The sequence below is a fragment of the Lacrimispora struthionigena genome, from assembly GCF_048627165.1.
Classification (GTDB): Bacteria; Bacillota; Clostridia; order Lachnospirales; family Lachnospiraceae; genus Lacrimispora.
Genome location: NZ_JBMBWP010000001.1, coordinates 1,113,760 through 1,128,264 on the forward strand (window position 1 = coordinate 1,113,760; position 14,505 = coordinate 1,128,264).

Annotated in this window: 15 protein-coding genes; 5 read left to right on the forward strand and 10 right to left on the reverse strand. The window is 41.1% G+C overall.

Annotated features, from left to right (window positions below; all coding sequences use genetic code 11):
* Positions 1 to 197: 197 nt before the first annotated feature.
* Positions 198 to 2,324: a BclA C-terminal domain-containing protein gene (locus ACOAOT_RS05050; RefSeq protein WP_420215978.1), complete on the forward strand. Its 2,127-nt coding sequence runs from the start codon at positions 198 to 200 to the stop codon at positions 2,322 to 2,324.
* Positions 2,325 to 2,430: 106 nt separating this feature from the next.
* Here ACOAOT_RS05050 and ACOAOT_RS05055 read toward each other — a convergent pair whose 3' ends face one another.
* Positions 2,431 to 3,795, reverse strand: a complete 1,365-nt coding sequence (locus tag ACOAOT_RS05055) for an MATE family efflux transporter (protein WP_420215979.1) — start codon at positions 3,793 to 3,795, stop codon at positions 2,431 to 2,433.
* Between the two features lie 124 nt (positions 3,796 to 3,919).
* The gene (locus ACOAOT_RS05060; RefSeq protein ID WP_420215980.1) at positions 3,920 to 4,372 is read right to left on the reverse strand and encodes a MarR family winged helix-turn-helix transcriptional regulator; all 453 of its coding nucleotides are present in this window, start codon (positions 4,370 to 4,372) and stop codon (positions 3,920 to 3,922) included.
* Positions 4,373 to 4,759: 387 nt separating this feature from the next.
* On the opposite strand from ACOAOT_RS05060, the gene ACOAOT_RS05065 reads away from it, so the two are divergent.
* The 3 genes from ACOAOT_RS05065 (at position 4,760) to ACOAOT_RS05075 (ending at position 7,794) form a co-directional block, all read left to right on the forward strand.
* The gene (locus ACOAOT_RS05065; RefSeq protein WP_420215981.1) at positions 4,760 to 5,461 is read left to right on the forward strand and encodes a hypothetical protein; all 702 of its coding nucleotides are present in this window, start codon (positions 4,760 to 4,762) and stop codon (positions 5,459 to 5,461) included.
* A gap of 351 nt (positions 5,462 to 5,812) precedes the next feature.
* Positions 5,813 to 6,199, forward strand: a complete 387-nt coding sequence (locus ACOAOT_RS05070) for a BclA C-terminal domain-containing protein (protein WP_420215982.1) — start codon at positions 5,813 to 5,815, stop codon at positions 6,197 to 6,199.
* A 305-nt stretch (positions 6,200 to 6,504) separates the two neighbouring features.
* A complete protein-coding gene (locus ACOAOT_RS05075; RefSeq protein ID WP_420215983.1) occupies positions 6,505 to 7,794 on the forward strand; it encodes an MFS transporter in 1,290 nt (429 codons plus the stop codon).
* A 59-nt stretch (positions 7,795 to 7,853) separates the two neighbouring features.
* Here the strand turns inward: ACOAOT_RS05075 and ACOAOT_RS05080 are convergent, their stop codons facing one another.
* The 5 genes from ACOAOT_RS05080 to ACOAOT_RS05100 form a co-directional block, all read right to left on the reverse strand.
* Positions 7,854 to 8,492 (reverse strand): ABC transporter ATP-binding protein, encoded by a 639-nt coding sequence (locus ACOAOT_RS05080; protein ID WP_420215984.1) that lies wholly within the window; start codon positions 8,490 to 8,492, stop codon positions 7,854 to 7,856.
* Positions 8,485 to 9,348: a hypothetical protein gene (locus ACOAOT_RS05085; RefSeq protein ID WP_420215985.1), complete on the reverse strand. Its 864-nt coding sequence runs from the start codon at positions 9,346 to 9,348 to the stop codon at positions 8,485 to 8,487. Before ACOAOT_RS05085 ends, ACOAOT_RS05080 begins: the two co-directional genes overlap by 8 nt.
* Positions 9,332 to 10,144, reverse strand: coding sequence for a hypothetical protein (locus ACOAOT_RS05090; RefSeq protein ID WP_420215986.1), 813 nt, complete (start codon positions 10,142 to 10,144; stop codon positions 9,332 to 9,334). The genes ACOAOT_RS05085 and ACOAOT_RS05090 overlap by 17 nt, the downstream gene beginning before the upstream one ends.
* Positions 10,134 to 11,279, reverse strand: coding sequence for a hypothetical protein (locus ACOAOT_RS05095; protein WP_420215987.1), 1,146 nt, complete (start codon positions 11,277 to 11,279; stop codon positions 10,134 to 10,136). The genes ACOAOT_RS05090 and ACOAOT_RS05095 overlap by 11 nt, the downstream gene beginning before the upstream one ends.
* A gap of 118 nt (positions 11,280 to 11,397) precedes the next feature.
* Positions 11,398 to 11,811 (reverse strand): hypothetical protein, encoded by a 414-nt coding sequence (locus ACOAOT_RS05100; RefSeq protein ID WP_420215988.1) that lies wholly within the window; start codon positions 11,809 to 11,811, stop codon positions 11,398 to 11,400.
* Positions 11,812 to 12,074: 263 nt separating this feature from the next.
* On the opposite strand from ACOAOT_RS05100, the gene ACOAOT_RS05105 reads away from it, so the two are divergent.
* Positions 12,075 to 12,500, forward strand: a complete 426-nt coding sequence (locus ACOAOT_RS05105) for a BlaI/MecI/CopY family transcriptional regulator (RefSeq protein WP_420215989.1) — start codon at positions 12,075 to 12,077, stop codon at positions 12,498 to 12,500.
* A 60-nt stretch (positions 12,501 to 12,560) separates the two neighbouring features.
* On the opposite strand, the gene ACOAOT_RS05110 is transcribed toward ACOAOT_RS05105, so the two are convergent.
* From ACOAOT_RS05110 to ACOAOT_RS05120, 3 genes are read right to left on the reverse strand one after another with little or no spacing between them, the layout of a single operon-like run.
* On the reverse strand, positions 12,561 to 12,821 hold the full coding sequence (locus ACOAOT_RS05110) for a hypothetical protein (RefSeq protein WP_104436801.1): 261 nt from the start codon (positions 12,819 to 12,821) through the stop codon (positions 12,561 to 12,563).
* Positions 12,805 to 13,971: a M56 family metallopeptidase gene (locus tag ACOAOT_RS05115; protein ID WP_420215990.1), complete on the reverse strand. Its 1,167-nt coding sequence runs from the start codon at positions 13,969 to 13,971 to the stop codon at positions 12,805 to 12,807. The genes ACOAOT_RS05110 and ACOAOT_RS05115 overlap by 17 nt, the downstream gene beginning before the upstream one ends.
* Position 13,972: 1 nt before the next feature.
* A complete protein-coding gene (locus ACOAOT_RS05120) occupies positions 13,973 to 14,377 on the reverse strand; it encodes a BlaI/MecI/CopY family transcriptional regulator (protein ID WP_420215991.1) in 405 nt (134 codons plus the stop codon).
* Between the last annotated feature and the right edge of the window lie 128 nt (positions 14,378 to 14,505).

Sequence of the window (14,505 nt, forward strand, 5' to 3'; positions counted from 1 at the left end):
AATTCGATCGGAATCTATTGATTGATATACATAATATAAAATGCAGTAGGAATGCCCTCTGTTTTGGATAAGACTTTCCTACTGTTTCTGTTTTTGGAGTATCAATGCAGATAGTATCGAAATTCATTTAAGCTACATACATTATTAATAGGCGTATTTCAATAGGACGCCTTATTGATACGATTGGAGGATTCTATATGGCTAACAATGCTCTTCAGATAGAATTAAATGCAGCGCTAAGCGTAGCTTCCGGTGCAAATGTACTTTTTGATACAATTGTTTATTTATCTGGCAATATCACTTACAATCCGGCTACGGGAGTCATTACGTTCCTTGAAGCTGGAAGATATGTGTTTGATTGGTGGTTGGCAACACAATCATCCCAATCAACAAATGGGACAGCCTTTGCCTTAACCTCTTCTCAGGGAGATGTTTTAGAAGGAGCTTCTCCTATAAAAACAGGGGAGGTAGTAGGTGTTAGTATTATTGAAGTAGCCGTTGCCCCTGTTACGGTTTCTCTCGTGAACATCAGCAATGCTACCGTATTCTTTTCACAGATAGTTCCGTTAAAAGGTACCCTGGTAGTGGTTCAGGATGATTTAAGCGGAACCGGCCCGACCGGAGATACCGGCCCAACTGGGGCAACCGGCCCAACGGGAGCAACCGGCCCAACGGGAGATACCGGCCCGACCGGAGCGACAGGTCCGACAGGAGATACAGGCCCGACAGGAGCGACAGGTCCGACAGGAGATACCGGCCCGACCGGAGCGACAGGTCCGACAGGAGATACCGGCCCGACCGGAGATACAGGTCCAACGGGAGGTACCGGTCCAACCGGAGCCACCGGTCCAACGGGAGATACCGGCCCGACCGGAGATACAGGTCCTACGGGAGATACCGGCCCGACCGGAGATACAGGTCCAACGGGAGATACCGGTCCAACGGGAGCCACCGGTGTAACCGGAGATACCGGCCCGACCGGAGATACAGGTCCTACGGGAGATACCGGCCCGACCGGAGATACAGGTCCAACGGGAGATACCGGTCCAACTGGAGCCACCGGCCCAACCGGAGATACCGGCCCGACAGGTGACACTGGCCCAACCGGGGATACCGGTCCAACGGGAGATACCGGTCCAACCGGAGCCACCGGACCAACGGGAGATACAGGTCCAACCGGAGATACCGGCCCAACAGGTGACACCGGCCCAACCGGGGATACCGGTCCAACGGGAGATACCGGTCCAACTGGATCCACTGGCCCAACGGGAGATACCGGTCCAACGGGAGATACCGGCCCAACAGGTGACACCGGCCCAACCGGAGATACTGGTCCAACTGGAGATACTGGTCCAACTGGAGATACCGGTCCAACGGGAGATACCGGTCCAACCGGAGATACCGGCCCAACGGGAGATACCGGCCCAACGGGAGATACCGGCCCAACGGGAGATACCGGCCCGACAGGAGATACCGGTCCTACAGGAGCCACAGGTCCAACGGGAGATACCGGTCCAACGGGAGATACCGGTCCAACGGGAGATACCGGCCCAACAGGCCCAACGGGAGATACCGGCCCAACAGGCCCAACGGGAGATACCGGCCCAACGGGAGATACCGGTCCAACAGGAGATACCGGTCCAACCGGCCCGACAGGAGATACCGGTCCAACCGGCCCGACAGGAGATACTGGTCCAACCGGTCCAACAGGAGATACTGGTCCAACCGGCCCGACAGGAGATACCGGTCCAACCGGCCCGACAGGAGATACCGGTCCAACCGGCCCGACAGGAGATACCGGTCCAACCGGCCCGACAGGAGATACTGGTCCAACCGGTCCAACAGGAGATACTGGTCCAACCGGTCCAACAGGAGATACTGGTCCAACCGGTCCGACAGGAGATACCGGTCCTTCCGTAGGAGTGACTACTTTCGGTTATGCATATGATACGACGGTTGGTGGTCAAGTGGTTGCCGCAGGCACGGATGTAACACTTAGCAACAATGGTCCTCTTAGCGGAGTTACTCATACTGCTGGAACCGCTCCGGTAGTAGTTCCTCTCGACGGAACTTACCAGATATACTACGGTGTCAATATTACTGCCGGTGTAGGCGCAGCCATTGCAATTGCCGTAAATGGAGTTGTGGATGCATCAACAAACGTGAATTTGCTCACAGCAACGGGCGAAACAAGCGGCGATGTTATGCTTACGCTTGCTGCGGGGGATAGTCTTACACTGAGGAACAACTCGGGGGCAACTCCTTTCACTACGGATGCCTCTACGGGTGTAGGCGCACAATTTGATGTAATTCTGTTAAGCTGATAAACTATGGCCGGTATCTTCGGATACCGGTCATATTAAATAAAGATACAGGAATCCATTTTTTTAAATCAAAATAAATTAATATACTCCTTTTATAATGATAAGCTTACTTAACCACACATTCTTCCGGGTTAACGTCCATAATTTCTTTTTTACAGCCAAACCACAGGAGAAGTCCAATGAAACAGGCACATAATTCAGAAGCAGTCATAGACCATATTACACCGTTTAACTGAAATAAACTATTTCCAATAATAATAATGGGAATCAGTGCAATACCTCTGGATACAGACATTATGGTGGATTGAATGCTTTTCCCGAAAGCTTGAAACATGCTTGTTAGAAGTCCCGATATACCTGCAAATAAGGTGGAAAACAATAATGCAGTAAGAATAATGACACCGACCTTTATAACGGATTCATCGGAACTAAAAAGTTCAAGGACCTGTGTCCGGAACACAAACAAAACAGCGGCAATCACAGAAATAATTGTAACAAGATAAAATGCTGTTGTTTTTAAAACTTTATTTAGTCGTTCAATATTGTTTGAGGCATAAGAAAATGCAATCAGCGGAACAACACCCATATATAAACCCATGCCGATAAAATCTGATATCTGACATACACGATTTGCTACTCCAAATGCCGCAACCACCTGATCACCATATAAGACTGCATAGTTATTAAACATCAGGCTTGAAACAATTAAAAATCCAGACAGTAGCAGCGCAGATATACCAATCTTAAAGATATTAAAAAGGATAGTTGGATTTGGTTTAAAATATTTTAAACGAACGCTTTGAGCTGTACTTTTCATCTCCAGATAGTACATATAGTAGACAACGGCGCAGATATTACCAATAACAGTGGCAACCGAAGCCCCCATAACATCCATGTGAAAGAAAAAAATAAATATCGGGTCAAGTATGATATTTGTAACAACGCTGATGATCATTCCGATCATCGATTCGGTGGACGCACCTTCGCCCCTAACCATTTGGGCGAGTGTAAAATTAGCAACTACAAACGGACTTCCGAGTGTATATACAATAATATAAGAACGTGTATGCAGCAGTGTTTCTCCCGTGGCCCCCAGCAGTTTTAATATGGGAGATAAGAATGGAATACAAAGCAGCATAAATAAAAACCCTGAAATTAATGACAGATACAAGGTTACAGACGAAACTATTTTTACAAAATCTGATTTTCTCTCTCCTAATAATCTTGAAATATATGTGCTGCCACCTGTACCAAATAGTTCTCCCAGTGCCATGAGAATAGTTGTAAACGGCAGAGCAAGCGTAATTGACGCTAACATGGATGTGTTGTTCAACCTTCCAATAAAATAAGCATCTGTAATATTGTAAATCATATTGACAACCATACCTAAAATCATGGGAATAGCCATATGTGCGATAGCTTTTGGTACAGGTGCTTTTTCAAGATAGTACATTGCGTCTTTGTTTTCCATGTGGAATACCTCCGTTATATATAAGTTGATTTCTACCTATTTGCCGATCGCTTTTATTTACTATCTGTAAATAGGTTAGTGTAATTAAGTAAAGTTCTACCTATTTTCGAAAATAAAACAAGGTTTATATATGTGATTCTACTCCTAAATTTTCAAAAGTCCGTTTTAAAAAATTTAAATAAATAGTTTTTTCTTCCTCGGAAAATCCAGTTAACATTTCGTTTGTTATTTCGCTAAGAATACCAGACATTTCACTAAGAAGTTTTTGGGATTTCTCAGTAAGTTCAATGGATATCGTCCTGCCATCTTCATTACCCGAGCGGCGTATTATAAATCCATTTCTTTCCAGACTGTTGAGTAAACTTGTCACGGACGGACCTGATATTTGCATGGCCATGCTTAAATATCTGCGGTTGATTTCCTGGTTAGATTTGTGTGCTCCGTCTATGTGACCCAAAAGGCGCACTTGCGGTTCGGTAATATCGTATGCCGCCAATCTTTGATCATTTTTATAGCGCAACACATGAGCAATGTTCTTAATATAAAAATCGTGAGGCGGTAGACGATTTATGTTCATTTTATTTACTCCTTTCAAATAAGTTGATTTCTATCTATTATTATATGGGTAGACTTCTACTTTGTCAATCTTATTTTATGTTTAATTTTATTTAAAATGATTAGCTACCGGACTTAGGGTTCATTGTTGAGGACACTCTGATATTGAGCAGGAATAATACAATCAGTAAAATAATAAATGACAAAAAGACAAACCTTTTACAAGAAAAAGTAGAGTAAAATAACATTTAAATAGGTCGGTATACGGAAAAAAATATGGATCTAAGCACTTATAAAAAGGCTATAAGCTAAGAAAAATTCAGTATCGAAAATTCTTATAACAACATATATTACTAATAGGCGTAATCAGACTGATACGCCTTGCAATATAGAAATGGGAGGATTTTTTATGGCTAATAATGCTTTGCAAATAGAACTGAATGTAGCTACAACAGTAGCTGCAGGTGCCAATGTCCTTTTTGACACTATAGTCTATTCATCCGGAACCATATCTTACAATCCAGCTACAGGGGTAATTACATTCAATGAGGCTGGCAGATACGTGCTCGACTGGTGGCTGGCAACACAATCTTCTCAAACGTCAAATGGGACATCCTTTGCATTATCGTCCTCACAGGGAGATTTTCTGGAAGGTAATTCACCGATCAATACAGGAGAGGTTTATGGGATCGGAATTGTTGATGTAACTGTAGCTCCAGTTACGGTATCTCTTGTAAATATCAGTACAGCGACTGTATTCTTTTCTCTAATAGTTCCATTAAAGGGAACGTTGGTTGTAGTTCAAGATGATATTGGTCCAACTGGCCCAACGGGTCCGACGGGGGATACCGGTCCAACGGGTCCGACAGGAGCAGCAGGCCTAACCGGTCCAACGGGAGCCACCGGCCCGACCGGAGATACTGGCCCCACAGGAGCAGCAGGCCCAACGGGTCCGACGGGGGATACCGGTCCGAACGGGTCCGACGGGAGATACCGGTCCAACGGGTCCGACGGGAGATACCGGTCCAACGGGTCCGACGGGGGATACCGGTCCGAACGGGTCCGACGGGAGATACTGGCCCGACGGGTCCAACAGGAGCCACCGGCCTAACGGGTCCAACAGGAGCCACCGGCCTAACGGGTCCAACGGGAGATACCGGTCCAACGGGTCCGACGGGAGATACCGGTCCAACGGGTCCGACGGGAGATACCGGTCCAACGGGTCCGACGGGAGATACCGGTCCGAACGGGTCCGACGGGAGATACCGGTCCAACGGGTCCGACAGGAGCAGCAGGCCTAACCGGTCCAACGGGTCCGACGGGGGATACCGGCCCAACCGGCCCCACCGGCGATACCGGCCCAACCGGCGACACCGGCCCCACCGGTCCAACCGGAGTTGCTGGTCTTGCAGGAGCCACCGGCCCAACCGGCCCAACTGGAGCTTCTGTAACAAGCGACAGTATGTCGGCAGCTAATACAACTTCAACAGTAATAGCTGTTGTATTAGGCGGCACCAATATACCGCTTCCGGATAACCAAAATTTAAATACGTTTACTGTTGATGGTACCAATGCTGTATTTACGGTACCAGCCACAGGGGAATATCTGATAAGTTATGCTGTTGCAACAACGGCAGCATTACTGGTATCCTCACAGATCACGCAGAATGGTGCACCAATTGCAGCTTCTATTATTACACCAACGGTTGCAGCCAGTAACCTGGAATCAACATTTATTGTTCCACTGACTGTAGGAGATACGCTTTCACTGCAATTATTTGGTCTGCTGGGAGCAGCAACGCTTCTTGGCGGTGCAAGCACCTATATGACCCTTGTAAGAGTAATTTAATTTCATTTGCTTTTAATGAAAGCCTCCGCTCTCTTTTTTAGAGGGCGGAGGTATAATAATATGCAACATACTTTACGCTTCACAGTCAGGAAACGATATGTTACAATAGACGCTGTACCAATCAATGGAAACAGGAAAGTGAGAAACTAAGAATGATGGGAAATCAATCAATTGATTTGAGCACTTTTCTCTGTACAAGGTCTGATGAACGGACGAGGCTTGTACAGAGTAGTAACATATAATTATTATCTCGTCCTCATTGGATTTTGTACTTATAGGGAATTTACTTATAAGGAGAGAATACAATGAAATCGAAATTAAATACAGATTATAAGATATTTTGGCTGGGGCAGGCAGTATCTCAACTGGGCAGTTCTATGACATCTTTGGCTTTGACCTTCTGGTCTTATCAACAGACCAATTCAGCAATGGCAGTGTCGTTTATGTCTTTTTGCAATTATCTGCCTTACATAATAGTCAGTATGTTTGGAGGGACACTCATTGACCGGGCATCGAAAAAGAAAATTTTAATTATTTCCGATACCATAGCGGCTGTTTGTACAATCAGCATACTTTTTAGTTTGTTTCGGGGAAGTCTGGCACTGATGCAGATTTATGTTGTAAATGCAGTAATCGGGTTTATGAATGCATTTCAGTCACCGGCTGCAGCAGTTGTAACCGGGCAGTTGATTACAGATGGAAATTATGAAAAGGCAAGCGGTCTGAATTCATTTTCTTCCAATTTAATCATGGTTACCGCACCAGTTCTTTCCGGTACACTTGTAGGCTTTTTTGGGATCCGGCTGGTGCTTGCCATTGATCTGCTGACCTTTACCTTCTGTATGATTACACTTTTTTTGGTTAACCCAAGGGAGAATACCGGAACATCAAAAACTCATCGTACGCATGCAGGACGGAAAAATCGGGAGCATATAGAATTTTTAAAGAAGGAGCCAGGTATTTTGTATCTGATGCTCAGCCTTGCATTGATTAACTTTTTCTCCAGACTGACCTATGAGAACATCCTTAATCCTATGATTCTGGCAAGAAGTGGAGGAAATGCAGGAGTCTTTGGACTGGTAAACAGTATGATGGGAGCAGGAGGGATTATTGGCGGTATTATGGTTGCTTCCGGCAAAAAGACAAAAAGCCCCCGTAAAATGATTTATCTTTCAGCAGGTATTTCATTTTTACTTGGAGATTTAACTATGGGAGCAGGGCGGAATGTTTTTGCGTGGTCTGCAGCCGGAATCTTTGCTAGCTTACCTATACCATTTATTATGGCGGGACAAAATGCACTGCTGTACCGGACTGTTCCAGAGAACATTCAGGGTAGAATTTTTGCAATCCGCAATGGAATTCAGTATTCCACAGTACCCATCGGCCTGCTGCTTGGAGGATATCTGGCGGATTATGTATTTGAGCCATTTATGGCTTCTGATTACACCGCAGCAGTTTTCTTACAAAGTATAGTTGGAAAAGGAACTGGAAGTGGAATGGCAGTTATGTTTCTGTGCACTGGTCTCCTGGGGGCCTTATCTTCGGTGCTTGGTTATAAGAACCGCTCTGTGAGAGATTTAACCAGATCAACTTAAATTTAAATGTTATAAATACAAAAAGACCGGTACCTTGGGGTACCGGTCTTTTTAAGCACTTAAACCTGCTTTATTTCCCCTTTATCCATCTCATAGACCTTATCACATAATGAATTAATATCCTCCCGATTATGGCTGATTATAATGATAAGTTTGCCTTCAGCCTTTAACTGAAGAAGAATTTTCCGTATTTCCATGACTCCGGAATTATCCAGCCCGTTCATTGGTTCGTCCAGTATAATAATATCCGGATATTCCATTAACGCCTGAGCGATGCCAAGTCGTTGACGCATTCCCAGTGAGTATTTTCCAACTGTTTTTTTAGAATCCGGATCCAGTCCAACCATTTTCATGCATTCACGCAGCCGGTCAACATCTGCGATCTTGCGTATGGAAGCCAGATATTTTAAGTTCTTTAATCCGGAATATCTGTTTAGAAAGCCTGGATTTTCAATTATGAATCCAGTATTTTCAATGAACTCAGTATCGTAACCGATCCTCTTTTCATCCACTAATATGGATCCTGAAGATACTGGCATAAATCCGCAGATGCATTTTATCAATACAGTTTTTCCGGAACCATTTCTGCCAATAATACCATGTATTTTGGAAGAATCAAATTCCAGATTAATATTTTTTAATATTTCCTGACCTTCCAGTGTCTTACACACATCAATAACTTGTATGAATCTATCCATTAATTTTACCCTTCCTCCCAACCTTTTGTTTTCCTGTTCCAAGCGTCAGGCAGATACCAATCAGACAAATCAGCGTTATTCCAAAAAACAATGCAGCATAACGAAGTGTGAGACCGTATTGGACGTTAATTCCGGATAAAGCTTTTAATTGAGTCAGTGTTACAGGAGAGATCAAAAAGGTTTCAGCTGAAAACGAATTCGATATTACTACATCCAAAAGAACAAAAAATGCTCCTATTATTACACCGACAGGTTTATGAGAAATGAAATTGAAAATATAAATAATTAACCCAAGCCATATCACACAGGCAAATTCCAGAAGAAAACTTATGGTGGTTGCTTCTGCCGGAGAAAAGACACCAATAATATAACTGTCAACGATAAACGGTATCTGAAACTGGGCAGCTGCATTTGTCTGTGCCAGAGTGCCCCATATCTTCCCCCAGTCATTGGAAAAACAGATGTGTGGAAGCAGGCTTGCCATACTTGTAACCAGAATAAACCCAACATAAGCAAATGACATAAAAATAATATAAAAAACATTACCCAGCTGCCACCACATCCTGCCGGAACGATATATGGTATAGAAATAATTTTCACCTTGAAAAGGTGCTGTACAAAATAAATATACAGCACCACTCATGAATACAATCTGGCATATATAATCATTGGTTAAATGAGAAAATGCCCAGGGTGCAATACTGATATTTACTGCATTAGAAAAAACTGTTACAGGCTCCAGGTAAGAGTAAATAAATATTCCAATAATAATAAATAAACTCAGAACTCTCAGTTGAAGCCCTTCCCGTTTTAGCTGAATCCCAAATATTCGAATTCCTTTAAATAAATTGTTCATTTTTAATCAACCTCTTTGCTCTTTTGCAGAATAAAAATCCAGAAGCAATAACAAGGACAAGGACCATAAGAGTTGTTATAAAAATTGTCTCCATATCTGTTCCAAAGCTGCTTCTTGCGTGAAGCAGCAGATCTAAACGAAAAATATCAGGTACATTTAAAATTACATTTAGTCTCGTCAAAAAAAATGATGAAATAAAGGGAGTTACAAAAATCATATAGCGGTTACAAACATATGAGGATACCAATAGTGCAATGCTTGACCATAATACTCCGGAAAGGAATAGAAGAAAGACAGCGGCTATAAAGAATGTGATACCATTTCCGCTCTTCATTAGGGCATAATATGGCAACCCCTGTGATTCTATCAGCGTCCGTTCGTTTATCAGGTCTGTGAACCTTGACGCAAGAAATATAAAAAAAATCCCTCCGGCTGCTAATGATAACCCGCCGGATACTGCTGTTGTAATGACTTTTGAGATGCAGTACGTCTTAATATTTATTTTCGACACCAGAACGGTTATCATATTAGAACGGTATTCCTCACAAAAACTGGCTGCATAAGGAATGCAGGACAGCATGGGAATGATATATACGCTATAAAACCCACCAAATGAAAAGGAATTAAACCAATAATAATTTACATCAGCATGACCATTCCAGAGAAATGGGAGCTGATTCCAGGTATCCAGAAAAATGCATAAAACAACGCCTGCTGCAGCCGGTAAAAACCCTTCTTTCATTGCAGTTGCAATTCCCCGGCTAACCATGCTGAATAATTTATGCTTATTCTCCATTGGCAAGATTTCCCCCTGTTACTGCGTTTATTCTTTCTGCATTGCTTGTCAGTCCGTCTTTATCTGTAATGTCCAGCTGAATGCACCAATATGGTCTCAGTTCAATGTCAGACGGATCTTTCCAGCTGACTGGTACGGGAATATACTCCAGCCATATTCTTGATATAGTAGTTTTGTCCGTCAGAATAATATTATTATATTTTTCCTCCACCTTTTGTAATGCTTCTTCGGCGGTTATTATTGCTTTTTTCTCCTTGATTTTATCAAAACTGTCAAAAACGTTATTGAAAGTAAAATAGCGGATTCCATCACGGTCTACCATAATTGTTACATTAACTTTATTGTCCCAGAATGCATCAATATTCATGGATATACCTGGTTCCAGAATAGCATTATACAGATATAAATCGTCCACCTTTATTGCATATTGAATGTAGTACAAATCATCTGCAGCGGATAATCCATCTATTTTATTTGAGGATCCGTTCTTTAACTCTGCCTGATAGATATCGTTCTTAGATAAACTATCCTGGAGCTGCTCTAAGCGTTCATGGCTGATTGCAACAGCTCTTACCGCCTCAGCCTGACAATCCACTACCTCTCTGATTTTATTTATGCCAAGTGCAATTGCATCGTCTTTGCTTTGAAAATCCAATTCTTTCGTATCTTCGCTAACCTTACCGGATAGGAGATAACTCTCGATTATTGATTCGATTTCTGAATCCCGTATATCATTTTTAAGATAATTAACACTGCCGTCCCCCATCAGAAGGCTGCTGCCTTTTCCGGTATCCACAATTAACGTCTGAGGCCTGTTTGGATTCTCCGTAAATGTGCGGTCGGTATCATCTTTTAATAAAAACAGGTCTAAGGCGGTTTTATCAAATATTTTATTTTTCATAGAATAAACCGCATATTCTTTGGCTGCAGGCTCTTCAACATCTGCATCTATAAAAAAATTATCAGATAATTTTTTGCTGATATGTTTTACACCACCGGTGTTATTGCTCTGGATATCCTCAGTTACGGTAACGGCTGGCTGATTGCTTTCACCAGCCTGTTTTGTTTGTGGTGAACAACCTGTTACAAGTAATAATAGCGACAACATTGCTATTGTATTTAGTTTTTTCTTCATAATTAACCTCTCTTATCTTAACATAATCAGTCACTGCCAAGAAGCCACCCAATAATAGGCGGCTTCTTGAAATATTGAAAGCACTGGTTCTCCCTGCAGATATTCTATTTCGTATGTATTACGGCGCAAATCTACCGGAAATTGTTAATGCCTTAGTACTTGTACTGGCACTATCTTTCTTTGCTCCCATGTACATGTTATCATTTTTATATACCTTACTTTGGTAACTAATTCCATAACCACTTACGTAATTAGAAAACGTATGGTATATATCTACGTTGTTATTGCTTGTACGATTCATTTTGCAGCCAAAAATATTGGCAGAAGACATGTTGTTTGATCCGCTATTATCCAATGAGAGATACCAGGATTGAGAATTATCACTCTTTGCATAGCTGGATGTAGTCTTGTTAGTTAAATCAGTAAACTTGAACGTAAAGCTATGATTTGCTGCTAATGCAGTTCCTGATGCTGTCATCAGGAATGCACATGTCAATGCCACCAGTATTTTACCTTTTTTAGCTGTTTTCATTGTTCACCCTCCAAATAATTTGTGTTATACGATTGGTATCTGTGTGTAAAACTTTAAACAAACAAAGGAATCCCCCCCTTCTTTGCCTTAATGTAAAATAAATATTGATTAATTATTTATTTTACAATATAATTAAAACATAAAAATACATTATTTGTCAAGTGACAAAGTAAGTAAAAGAGCAGTAATATTGACAAAGTAAAAAAAAAAGTATATCTTTAAAATATATAATTGGATTTTTAAACAGGAGGTAATGAATTAAAATGCCCAGTGGAAAGACGGAGCTATCATTAACAAAGAGAGAATTGGATGTAATGACAATACTTTGGGAAAGCAGCAGACCATTGGTTGCTTCAGAGATTACTAAAATGGACGAATCATTGAATATAAACACGGTACAGTCCGTTATTAGAAAACTGTTGGATAAAAAATACATTGAAGTGGATGATATCGTTTATAGCGGTACAGTCTTAACCCGCAGTTATAAGCCGGCGTTATCTAAAAAAGAGATGGCAGTGCAGCGGTTTATTGGGCAATTTCAGGAAAATGATAAGGTTTCCATACCTAATTTAGTTGCCACTTTACTGAAACATGAAAAAAATGAGGAGAAAGTAATAGAAGAACTGGAACTGTTATTGGCAGAGAGAAAGAAATTGCTTAATGAAAAGAACGAATCGGATCTTAGCTGATCAGATATGGTTTTTATAAAAGGAAAAAGCATCAAGACTATTTCTTGATGCTTTTGAGTACTAGCAGGCTTCCCAATCACCGATCCATTTTTCCTTGGAATAATTGTATTGACGCCGGTATACATGACCATCTACTGATTTGTATCTCCAGCCAATGATGTCTGATAATGGACTGTAAGACTGGGTATCATATGTACTTAATACTGGTGGAACAGCAGGCTGCTGGGTAGAAGGTTCTGCATATACAACCTCTGAACCAAGTGCTGCAAGGTTTAAACTCACTACAATAGCAGCTAATAATTTTTTACCTGTTTTTTTCATTGTTGGACACCTCCGTAATGTTTTTATAAATTTGTAAATCAGAAAATGAGTCTTTGATTTCATCTATATGTCCATAAAACTGGCCATTTAAATAAACATCGTAGCCACTTTCCGGATTTTGTATTAAGTAACTATTCTGATTAGTCAATTCAACCGTATCAGCCGCATCCTGTGGTTTGATTGAATATGGTTCAAAAACGATGCTAAAAGACAAGGCTAGCAGGAGTAAAACCGGTAATAATAAGGTTAAAAATATTCCCCCCTTTGTTTCGTCTGATGAATTGGGGCGATTTAAAATAATGTTAAAACGCTGGGACAAAATATTCCTGCTTTCACCGTTGAAAGACAAAATCCACTTATTCAGTTTCCTGCTGACGGGAATCTTAGCAATTTTTATCAGACATTCCAGATATTTTATTCGGTCTTTCTCATTCATGGATTTAGTCACGTAAAGATCAATATGTATTTCCTGTGCTTTGGATATCTGATTGCTAAATAAATAGACGAAAGGGTTCCACCAATAGATGGCGCATAAAAATTCCACCAGGAACTTCACCCATAAATCACCACAAATATAATGGGATAATTCATGCTTTAAAATGCAGTACCATTCTTCGGTTGTAAGCTTAATCTCAGGCAGGATAATCCGGGGGCGGAAAAATCCGAAAACCATTGGCGTAGATATTAAATCAGTTTGTATAATCTGTATTGAAAAAGGTTTGTTATAATCACTATTTAATTGATAGAAAGCTTCTTTTACTTCGTCATCTATAACGGAACAGCTATTTGTGATAGTCTTTGCGAAACGGGTGTATATATAAAATGTTTTTACCAGCTGTATGATGATACCGGACACCCAAATTATATAAAGGGCATCTAACAGACTGATGGTGATCCCGCCTGATTGAATGATCTTAATTTCAAGGAAACGTATCAATGCAGGAAGAAGTTTTCCTATTGGCATGTTTCTTGATGTGGTCAGTTCAAATGGGATAAATAATCTTAATATGGTTGCACCAATGCACATAGCCAGCGCAGCCATTCCAATCCGTTCTATCATACGATTATCTCTCAGGACAAAATAAATTATGACAATGAGTATACTGCTGAAAAATGTCATTGTCAAAAGAGAAAGGATAGAGAATTCCATATTACTCCTCCCTGTTAAGATTACGTCTTCTTTCTTCTAATAATTTCTCAAGTTCAGCAATAACTGCCTCCTCATTCTTTTCATGTTCTAAAAGTGATGCAACCAGTCTTGGTGTAGTGATGCTCTTCATATTTTTAAATTCTGTAATGAATTTCTGCAGTGTAAAATCTTTAGATTCTGCTGTTGGACGGTAACTGCGGCATAGAACAGTACCGCTATACACAATATCAGCTACTTCAATCAGTTTCTTTTTTAACAGATTCCTTAATACAACCTGAATCGTATTAATAGTTAAGGAAGGGTCACTGTTCGCAATTTCAGATGCAATTAAAGGGCTTTCTGACGACCAAAGTATATTTAAAATATCCATTTCCCGGTCAGTTAAAACTTTTTTTTGTTTAGGCATAATGGCACTCCTTGAAGTAACTTGATGTTTAATTAGAAGTATTGTTAAAATAAATTATAAAAGTAATAATTAATGTTGTCAACTGTTATAAAGATATATATGCATAAATATATTTTTACAATGTTATA

Coding starts and splice junctions, on each gene's coding strand:
- ACOAOT_RS05050 (WP_420215978.1), top strand. CDS start 198: ATGGCTAACAATGCTCTTCAGATAGAATTAAATGCAGCGCTAAGCGTA.
- ACOAOT_RS05105 (WP_420215989.1), top strand. CDS start 12,075: ATGCCCAGTGGAAAGACGGAGCTATCATTAACAAAGAGAGAATTGGAT.
- ACOAOT_RS05060 (WP_420215980.1), bottom strand. CDS start 4,372: ATGAACATAAATCGTCTACCGCCTCACGATTTTTATATTAAGAACATT.
- ACOAOT_RS05115 (WP_420215990.1), bottom strand. CDS start 13,971: ATGGAATTCTCTATCCTTTCTCTTTTGACAATGACATTTTTCAGCAGT.
- ACOAOT_RS05085 (WP_420215985.1), bottom strand. CDS start 9,348: ATGAACAATTTATTTAAAGGAATTCGAATATTTGGGATTCAGCTAAAA.
- ACOAOT_RS05075 (WP_420215983.1), top strand. CDS start 6,505: ATGAAATCGAAATTAAATACAGATTATAAGATATTTTGGCTGGGGCAG.
- ACOAOT_RS05100 (WP_420215988.1), bottom strand. CDS start 11,811: ATGAAAACAGCTAAAAAAGGTAAAATACTGGTGGCATTGACATGTGCA.
- ACOAOT_RS05070 (WP_420215982.1), top strand. CDS start 5,813: ATGTCGGCAGCTAATACAACTTCAACAGTAATAGCTGTTGTATTAGGC.
- ACOAOT_RS05055 (WP_420215979.1), bottom strand. CDS start 3,795: ATGGAAAACAAAGACGCAATGTACTATCTTGAAAAAGCACCTGTACCA.
- ACOAOT_RS05110 (WP_104436801.1), bottom strand. CDS start 12,821: ATGAAAAAAACAGGTAAAAAATTATTAGCTGCTATTGTAGTGAGTTTA.
- ACOAOT_RS05080 (WP_420215984.1), bottom strand. CDS start 8,492: ATGGATAGATTCATACAAGTTATTGATGTGTGTAAGACACTGGAAGGT.
- ACOAOT_RS05090 (WP_420215986.1), bottom strand. CDS start 10,144: ATGGAGAATAAGCATAAATTATTCAGCATGGTTAGCCGGGGAATTGCA.
- ACOAOT_RS05065 (WP_420215981.1), top strand. CDS start 4,760: ATGGCTAATAATGCTTTGCAAATAGAACTGAATGTAGCTACAACAGTA.
- ACOAOT_RS05095 (WP_420215987.1), bottom strand. CDS start 11,279: ATGAAGAAAAAACTAAATACAATAGCAATGTTGTCGCTATTATTACTT.
- ACOAOT_RS05120 (WP_420215991.1), bottom strand. CDS start 14,377: ATGCCTAAACAAAAAAAAGTTTTAACTGACCGGGAAATGGATATTTTA.